The sequence below is a fragment of the Marinobacter sp. genome (assembly GCF_040904845.1).
Lineage (GTDB): Bacteria > Pseudomonadota > Gammaproteobacteria > Pseudomonadales > Oleiphilaceae > Marinobacter.
The window spans coordinates 1-8184 of sequence record NZ_JBBDSR010000036.1; the positions used below are offsets into that span (position 1 = coordinate 1).

Annotated in this window: 9 protein-coding genes and 1 pseudogene; all 10 read left to right on the forward strand. The window is 57.5% G+C overall.

Going from position 1 to position 8184, the window contains the following annotated elements:
* Nucleotides 1–321, forward strand: a pseudogene (locus WD429_RS03785) (phenol hydroxylase); the annotation flags it as partial.
* Entirely contained in the window at nucleotides 318–587 is a 270-nt protein-coding gene (locus WD429_RS03790; protein ID WP_368420839.1) for an MmoB/DmpM family protein, read from the forward strand. The pseudogene WD429_RS03785 and the gene WD429_RS03790, both read left to right, overlap by 4 nt.
* A gap of 14 nt (nucleotides 588–601) precedes the next feature.
* Nucleotides 602–2149, forward strand: coding sequence for an aromatic/alkene/methane monooxygenase hydroxylase/oxygenase subunit alpha (locus tag WD429_RS03795; protein ID WP_368420840.1), 1548 nt, complete (start codon nucleotides 602–604; stop codon nucleotides 2147–2149).
* A gap of 64 nt (nucleotides 2150–2213) precedes the next feature.
* Nucleotides 2214–2573: a phenol hydroxylase subunit P4 gene (locus WD429_RS03800; RefSeq protein ID WP_368420841.1), complete on the forward strand. Its 360-nt coding sequence runs from the start codon at nucleotides 2214–2216 to the stop codon at nucleotides 2571–2573.
* 10 nt (nucleotides 2574–2583) lie between these two features.
* Nucleotides 2584–3645: an NADH:ubiquinone reductase (Na(+)-transporting) subunit F gene (locus WD429_RS03805; RefSeq protein WP_368420842.1), complete on the forward strand. Its 1062-nt coding sequence runs from the start codon at nucleotides 2584–2586 to the stop codon at nucleotides 3643–3645.
* 26 nt (nucleotides 3646–3671) lie between these two features.
* Nucleotides 3672–4007 carry a 2Fe-2S iron-sulfur cluster-binding protein gene (locus tag WD429_RS03810; RefSeq protein WP_368420843.1) on the forward strand — a complete coding sequence of 112 codons (336 nt, stop codon included), beginning with the start codon at nucleotides 3672–3674 and terminating at the stop codon, nucleotides 4005–4007.
* A gap of 5 nt (nucleotides 4008–4012) precedes the next feature.
* On the forward strand, nucleotides 4013–4936 hold the full coding sequence (locus WD429_RS03815; protein ID WP_368420844.1) for a catechol 2,3-dioxygenase: 924 nt from the start codon (nucleotides 4013–4015) through the stop codon (nucleotides 4934–4936).
* 44 nt (nucleotides 4937–4980) lie between these two features.
* On the forward strand, nucleotides 4981–6441 hold the full coding sequence (locus WD429_RS03820) for a 2-hydroxymuconic semialdehyde dehydrogenase (protein ID WP_368420845.1): 1461 nt from the start codon (nucleotides 4981–4983) through the stop codon (nucleotides 6439–6441).
* Between the two features lie 7 nt (nucleotides 6442–6448).
* Nucleotides 6449–7324 (forward strand): alpha/beta fold hydrolase, encoded by an 876-nt coding sequence (locus WD429_RS03825; protein ID WP_368420846.1) that lies wholly within the window; start codon nucleotides 6449–6451, stop codon nucleotides 7322–7324.
* Nucleotides 7324–8109 (forward strand): 2-oxopent-4-enoate hydratase, encoded by a 786-nt coding sequence (dmpE, locus tag WD429_RS03830; protein WP_368420847.1) that lies wholly within the window; start codon nucleotides 7324–7326, stop codon nucleotides 8107–8109. Before WD429_RS03825 ends, dmpE begins: the two co-directional genes overlap by 1 nt.
* Nucleotides 8110–8184: the final 75 nt, after the last annotated feature.

Here is an 8184-nt window from a genome sequence, read left to right on the forward strand (position 1 = left end):
AAAATCGACGAATGGTTCGGTGAACAGGGTGCGGAAGATGTCTCCATGCTCACTGAGTTCATGCGCGACTGGTTCAAGGAATCTCTGCGCTGGACCAACGCCATGATCAAGACCGTTGTTGCTGAAAGTGATGGCAACAAAGAACAGATTCAGGCCTGGATCGATCACTGGGAGCCGAGGGCCTATGAGGCCTTGCTGCCGATTGCCAATGAAACCACCGGCCGAGACGCCCTTGACCAGATCCGCACGGAATTTTCCGCCCGCATTAAAAAGCTCGGTGTTGAAGTAAAAATCACCCAGAGCGAAGGAGTACCGGCATGAGCCAACTCGTATTTATCGCCTTTCAGGACAACGACAACGCCCGCTATCTGGCGGAAGCCATCATGGAAGATAACCCGGAAGCGGAGCTTCAGCATCAGCCCGCCATGATCCGTATTCAGGCTGAAAAACGCTTGGTGATCAACCGGGACACCATGGAGGACAAGCTCGGTCGGGAATGGGACGTCCAGGAAATGCTGATCGATGTGATCAGTATTGGCGGCAATGTCGACGAAGACGATGACCACTTCATTCTTCAGTGGAACTAATTGGGAGCAAGACCATGGTTGTTAAAAATAAAAAGCTCAATCTCAAAGACAAGTATCAGTACCTTACCCGCGATATGGGTTGGGAGCCGACGTATCAGAAGAAGAAAGACATCTTCCCTGATGAGGACTTCGAAGGCATCAAAATCACCGATTGGTCGCAGTGGGAAGACCCGTTCCGTCTGACCATGGATGCCTACTGGAAGTATCAGGCAGAAAAAGAAAAGAAGCTGTACGCCATCTTCGACGCCTTTGCCCAGAACAATGGCCACCAGAACATTTCCGACGGCCGTTACGTGAACGCGCTCAAGCTGTTCCTTACCGGTGTGTCACCGCTTGAGTACGCCGCATTCCAGGGCTATTCCAAGGTTGGTCGCCAGTTCAGTGGTGCCGGTGCCCGCACGGCTTGCCAGATGCAAGCCATTGACGAACTGCGACATTCCCAGACTCAGCAGCACGCCATGAGCCACTACAACAAGCACTTTAATGGCCTCCATGACGCGTCGCACATGCACGACCGGGTGTGGTTCCTGTCAGTGCCGAAGTCGTTTTTCGACGATGCCCGCTCTGCCGGACCGTTCGAGTTCCTGACCGCAATCTCGTTCTCGTTCGAATACGTGCTGACCAACCTGCTGTTCGTGCCCTTCATGTCCGGCGCTGCCTACAACGGCGACATGGCGACGGTGACCTTCGGGTTCTCCGCCCAGTCCGACGAGGCGCGCCACATGACCCTGGGCCTTGAGGTGATCAAGTTCATCCTCGAGCAACACGAAGACAACGTGCCCATTGTTCAGCGCTGGATCGATAAGTGGTTCTGGCGCGGTTTCCGCCTGCTGAGCCTGGTGGGAATGATGATGGACTACATGCTCCCGAACAAGGTCATGTCCTGGGCCGAAGCCTGGGAAGTGTACTACGAGCAGAACGGCGGTGCGTTGTTCAAGGATCTTGAGCGTTACGGCATTCGCCCGCCGAAGTACCAGGACGTGGCTAACGATGCCAAAAACCACATCAGCCACCAGATCTGGAGCACCTTCTACCAGTACAGCCAGGCCACCAACTTCCACACCTGGATTCCGGAAGACGAGGAAATGACCTGGTTGTCCGAGAAGTACCCGGAAACCTTCGACAAGTACTACCGCCCGCGTTACGAGCATTGGGCGAAAGAGCACGCCGAAGGCCGTCGCTTCTACAACAACACACTGCCGCAGTTGTGCCAGGTCTGCACGATACCCGTCCTGTTCACGGAGAAGGACGACCCGGGCGTGTTCAGCCACAAGCAGACCAAGTACGAAGGGGAACGCTATCACTTCTGCTCCGACGGCTGCCGCGACATTTTCCAGTACGAGCCTGAAAAGTACATCCAGGCCTGGCTGCCGGTACACCAGATCTACCAGGGCAACTGCGGTGGCAGCGACCTGGAGACGGTGGTGTCGAAGTATTACCACATCAATATCGGCGAAGACAATTTCGAGTATGTGGGGTCTCCGGATCACAAGCGCTGGCTGGATATCAAGGGCCTGAAGCCTCTGGACAGCAAGTCAGAGAGCAACCAGGACGCCGCGTAAACCGGAACACAGGTCCGGGCCTGTTTGCCCGGACCTGTGACCACAAAACAAGAAGGGGATCACCATGAGTGTTAACGCAATTTCTGAATACAAAGCCGAACACAGAGACCGTGTGGAGAATTTCAATGGCATGCAGGTGCTGTATGTCTACTGGCCTCACCACCTGATGTTCTGCTCACCGTTTGCGTTGATGGTTTCGCCGGACATGACCTTTAGCGACTTCCTGGAACAGGTGCTGAAGCCGGCGGTTGCGAGCCATCCCGATGGTGCCGAAGCAGACTTCCTGAACGCGGATTGGCAGCTGAATGGCGACGCGTTTACCCCTGAGGCATCCGCCACCATGAAGGACAGCGGAATCGACCACAAAAGCATGTTGACCGTCACCACGCCTGGCCTGGACGGCCTCAGCGGTGCCGGATTCTGAGGACACTGCCATGACTTACACCGTCACCGTAGAGCCAATCGGCGAACAGATCGAAGTAGAGGATGGCCAGACCATCCTTGCAGCAGCCCTGCGCCAGGGCGTCTGGCTGCCTTTCGCCTGCGGCCATGGCACCTGCGCTACCTGCAAGGTTCAGGTTATCGAGGGGGATGTGGAGATCGGCGAAGCCTCCCCCTTCGCCCTGATGGATGTTGAGCGGGATGAAGGCAAGGTGCTGGCCTGTTGCGCCACCGTCGAAAGCGACGTCACCATCGAGGCTGATATCGATGTGGATGAGGACTTTGAAGGTTACCCGGTTGAGGATTACACCGCGACCGTCACCGACATCGTCGAACTGTCTCCGACCATCATGGGCATTCATCTGAAGCTGGATAGCCCTATGACTTTCCAGGCTGGCCAGTACATCAATATCGAATTGCCTGGCGTTGATGGTGCGAGGGCATTCTCCCTGGCCAATCCACCCAGCAGGGCAGATGAAGTTGAGCTTCACGTGCGCCTGGTGGAGGGCGGTGCTGCGACCACCTACATCCATCAAGAACTGAAAGTGGGTGAGAAGCTGCATCTGTCCGGTCCCTATGGTCAGTTTTTCGTGCGCAGCTCGCAGCCGGGGAACCTGATCTTTATCGCTGGCGGGTCCGGTCTTTCGAGCCCGCAGTCCATGATTCTGGACCTGCTTGAGCAAAGCGATGATCGTCAGATCACGCTCTTTCAGGGTGCCCGTAACCTGATGGAGCTATACAACCATGAGCTGTTCGAGGGCCTCGCCAGTGATAACGACAACTTCACCTATGTGCCGGCGCTGAGCCAGGCGGATGAAGACGGCGACTGGCAAGGGTTTCGGGGATATGTACACGACGCTGCCAAAGAGCACTTTGACGGTCGTTTTTCTGAACACAAGGCCTATCTGTGCGGCCCACCACCGATGATTGATGCCGCTATTACGGCGCTGATGCGTGGCCGGCTGTTCGAGCGGGACATTTTCATGGAGAAGTTCCTGACAGCGGCGGATGGCGCGGAAGAAACCCAGCGCTCGGCCCTGTTCAAGAAAATCTGACCAGCAAACCTGAATGGGGCAGTGCCATGAGCAGCGCCTTCGAGATAACCGAACAATGCAGTGGCACTCAGTTCTACTGCGAACCGGGCCAGAGTGTTCTCAAGGCCATGGAACAGCAGGGTCTGAAGTGCGTTCCGGTGGGCTGTCGCGGCGGAGGCTGCGGGTTCTGCAAGATCACTGTGCTCAGCGGTGATTACGAATGCGGAAAGATGAGCAAGGTCCATGTACCTCCGGAATCCCGGGAATGCGGCGAGGTATTGGCCTGCCGTATTTATCCGTTGAGCAACCTGACCATTGAGTGCCGTCCTCGTGAATCAGAGGAGCCGGCGAAGCAGCAGACAACAACAAAATCGATGAGGTAACTGTCATGAAAAAGGGTGTAATGCGTCCCGGCCACGTCCAGATCCGGGTTCTCGATCTGGAAGAAGCCGTCAAACACTACACAGACCTGATGGGTCTGATTGAAACCGACCGTGATGATCAGGGCCGGGTTTATCTGAAGGCCTGGAGCGAAGTCGACAAGTTCTCCGTGGTTCTGCGGGAGGCCGGTGAGCCGGGTTGTGACTTTATGGGCTTTAAAGTTGTTGACGAAGAGGCCCTGGTTCAGCTTGAAAAGGACCTTGTAGATTTCGGTGTGGATGTGGAGCAGGTCCCGGAAGGTGAACTGAAAGACTGTGGCCGTCGGGTTCGTTTTACGGTGCCTTCCGGTCACGCCTTTGAGCTATACGCCGACAAGTTGTACACCGGCAAGTGGGGCATCAATAACGTTAATCCGGAAGCCTGGCCGCGCGGTTTGACCGGTATGAAGGCCGTTCGTTTTGACCACTGCCTGTTTTACGGCCCTGAGCTCGCGGCTGTTTACGACATTTTTGTCAACGTGCTGGGCTTCCATCTGGCCGAGCAGGTTCTGGACGGAGACGGCACCCGTATCGCCCAGTTCCTGACCGTATCGATGAAAGAGCACGATATTGCTTTTATCCATCATGAAGAGAAGGGCAAGTTCCACCACGCCTCGTTCTTCCTGGAAACCTGGGAAGACGTGTTACGGGCGGCGGATCTGATCTCCATGACCGATACCTCCATCGATATCGGCCCGACCCGGCACGGCCTGACCCATGGCAAGACCATCTACTTCTTTGATCCGTCTGGTAACCGCAATGAGGTGTTCTGTGGAGGTGACTACATCTACCCAGACCACAAACCGGTGACGTGGCAGGCGGAGCAGCTGGGTAAGGCCATTTTCTACCACGACCGGGTACTGAACGAACGGTTCCTGACGGTTCTGACCTGATTTGTACCCGACTGAACCGGACTAATTTAACAGGATAGGCAGCAATGAAAGACATCAAACACTACATCAACGGGCAATACGTTGGCTCTGCCAGTGGCAAGCTGTTCGACAACGTCAACCCGGCAAACGGCAAGGTGATCAGCAAGGTTCACGAAGCCGGTCGGGAAGAGGTGGACGCCGCAGTAAAGGCCGCGAAAGCCGCCCTGCGTGGCCCCTGGGGCAAGATGACGCTGGACGAACGCACCGGCATCCTGCACAAGGTGGCTGACGGCATCAACGCCCGGTTTGACGAGTTCCTGGAAGCGGAATGCCTCGATACCGGCAAACCCAAATCCATGGCGAGCCATATCGACATTCCCCGGGGCGCGGCCAACTTCAAGGTGTTCGCGGACATGATCAAGAATGTGCCCACGGAATCCTTTGAAATGCCGACACCGGATGGCACTGGTGCCCTGAACTATGCCGTTCGTCGTCCCAAGGGCGTGATCGGTGTGATCAGCCCCTGGAATCTGCCATTGCTGCTGATGACCTGGAAAGTGGGCCCGGCCCTGGCCTGCGGTAACACCGTCGTGGTCAAGCCTTCCGAGGAAACGCCCACCACCACCGCGCTGCTCGGCGAAGTGATGAAAGAGGCTGGCGTCCCGGATGGCGTGTTCAACGTGGTTCACGGCTTCGGCGGCGATTCCGCCGGTGCCTTCCTGACTGAGCATCCGCTAGTGGATGGCTTCACTTTTACCGGCGAAACCGGCACCGGTGAGGTCATCATGAAGGCTGCCGCCAAGGGCATCCGGGATATATCCCTGGAGCTGGGTGGCAAGAACGCCGGCCTGGTGTTCGCCGACTGCGACATGGACAAGGCCATTGAGGGCACCATGCGCTCCGCTTTCGCCAATTGCGGCCAGGTCTGCCTGGGTACCGAACGGGTCTACGTGGAGCGTTCCATCTTCGACGAGTTTGTCGGCCGTCTGAAAGAGGCGGCGGAAGGCCTGAAAATTGGCCCGCCAGATGATACCGAAGCGAACCTGGGGCCGCTGGTCAGCCTTAAACATCGCGAAAAGGTTCTTTCCTACTACCAGAAAGCCGTGGATGACGGTGCCACGGTGGTCACCGGCGGCGGTGTTCCAGACATGCCGGCAGAGCTTGCGGGCGGTGCCTGGGTAGAGCCCACGATCTGGACGGATCTGCCGGACGATTCAGCGGTGATTACCGACGAAATCTTCGGCCCCTGCGTCCACCTGCGCCCGTTTGATACCGAAGAGGAAGCCGTCGAGCTGGCCAACAGCCTGCCTTACGGCCTGGCTTCGGCTATCTGGAGTGAGAATATCACTCGTGCTCACCGGGTAGCCGGGCAGGTCGAGGCCGGCATTATCTGGGTCAACAGCTGGTTCCTGCGGGATTTGCGCACGCCGTTTGGTGGTAGCAAGCAGTCGGGTGTTGGCCGTGAAGGTGGTGTGCACTCCCTGGAGTTCTACACCGAAATGAAGAACATCTGCGTGAAACTGTGAGGTAGCCATGAGCGCCACTCAAGAAAATACGGCAACAGACAGCCCGGAAATCGGGCGCGAGATTACCGCTGCCGGCTACCGGACCAACCTGCATGACCAGGGTGAGGGCGGTTTTCCGCTGATGATGATTCACGGCTCCGGTCCCGGCGTGACCGCCTGGGCCAACTGGCGCCTGGTGATCCCGGAGCTGGCGAAACATCGCCGTGTCATTGCACCGGACATGCTGGGATTCGGTTACAGCGAACGCCCGGAGGATAAGATCTACAACCGTGAGCGCTGGGTGAAACATGCCGTCGGCGTTCTGGACGAACTGGGGCTGGAGCAGGTTGACCTGGTAGGGAATTCCTTCGGTGGTGGACTGGCCCTGGCGCTGGCCATCGAACACCCGCACCGGGTTCGCCGGCTGGTGTTGATGGGCTCGGTGGGTGTGGAATTCCCGATCACCAAAGGCCTGGACGAAGTCTGGGGTTATGAACCTTCACTGGATGCCATGCGGCGCTTGATGGATGTGTTTGCTTTCAACAAGGGCCTGCTGACGGAAGAGCTGGCAGAAATGCGCTATCAGGCCAGCATTCGCCCCGGTTTCCAGGAATCCTTCGCGGCCATGTTCCCGGCACCGCGCCAGCGCTGGGTCGATAATCTGGCCAGCAACGAAGACGACATCCGCGCACTGTCCCACGAAACCCTGATCATCCACGGCCGTGAAGACGAAGTGATTCCCCTGGAAGCGTCGCTGAAGCTGGCGGAACTCATTGACCGGGCGCAGCTGCACGTGTTCGGCCGGTGCGGGCACTGGACCCAGATCGAGCATGCCAACCGTTTCGCCCGGCTGGTCAATGATTTCCTGATCGAGGCCGATCAAGCGGCCTCAGGAGCAAAATAATGGAACAGACACGAATTCAGGCACTGGGCGACGAGCTGTACCAGGCCATGTTGAGCCGGGAGGCGGTAGAGCCGCTGACCAGCCGCGGTGAAGACATCAGCATTAATGATGCCTACCACATTTCCCTGCGCATGCTCGAACGCCGGCAGGCGGATGGTGCATCGATCATTGGCAAGAAGATCGGTGTGACCAGCAAGGCCGTGCAGAACATGCTCAATGTTCACCAGCCGGATTTCGGTTATCTCACCGATGACATGGTGTTCAACAGCGGCGAAACCGTGCGCATCAGCGACCGGCTGATTGCCCCCCGGGCTGAGGGCGAAATTGCGTTCATCCTGAAAAAGGACCTGGCCGGCCCGGGCGTCACCAACGCCGATGTGCTGGCCGCCACCGAGTGTGTGATGCCGTGTTTCGAGATTGTCGATTCCCGCATCCGCGACTGGAAGATTGCCATCCAGGACACCGTTGCTGACAACGCTTCCTGTGGTCTGTTCGTTCTGGGTGATCAGGCGGTGTCTCCCCGCAAGGTGGATCTGGTGACCTGCGGCATGGTGGTGGAAAAGAACGGCAGTGTGCTGAGCGCCGGTGCCGGTGCCGCCGCACTGGGTTCGCCGGTGAACTGCGTCACCTGGCTGGCCAACACCCTGGGCGAATTCGGGATTTCCCTGAAGGCAGGAGAAGTGATTCTGTCTGGTTCGCTGGTACCGCTGGAGCCGGTCAAAGCCGGTGATTACATGCGGGTTGATATCGGTGGCATTGGCAGCGCATCGGTACGCTTTGCCTGATCCGGATTGAAGAGGACAACATCATGAGCAAGAAAATCAAAGCCGCGATCATCGGCTCGGGCAACATTGGCACCG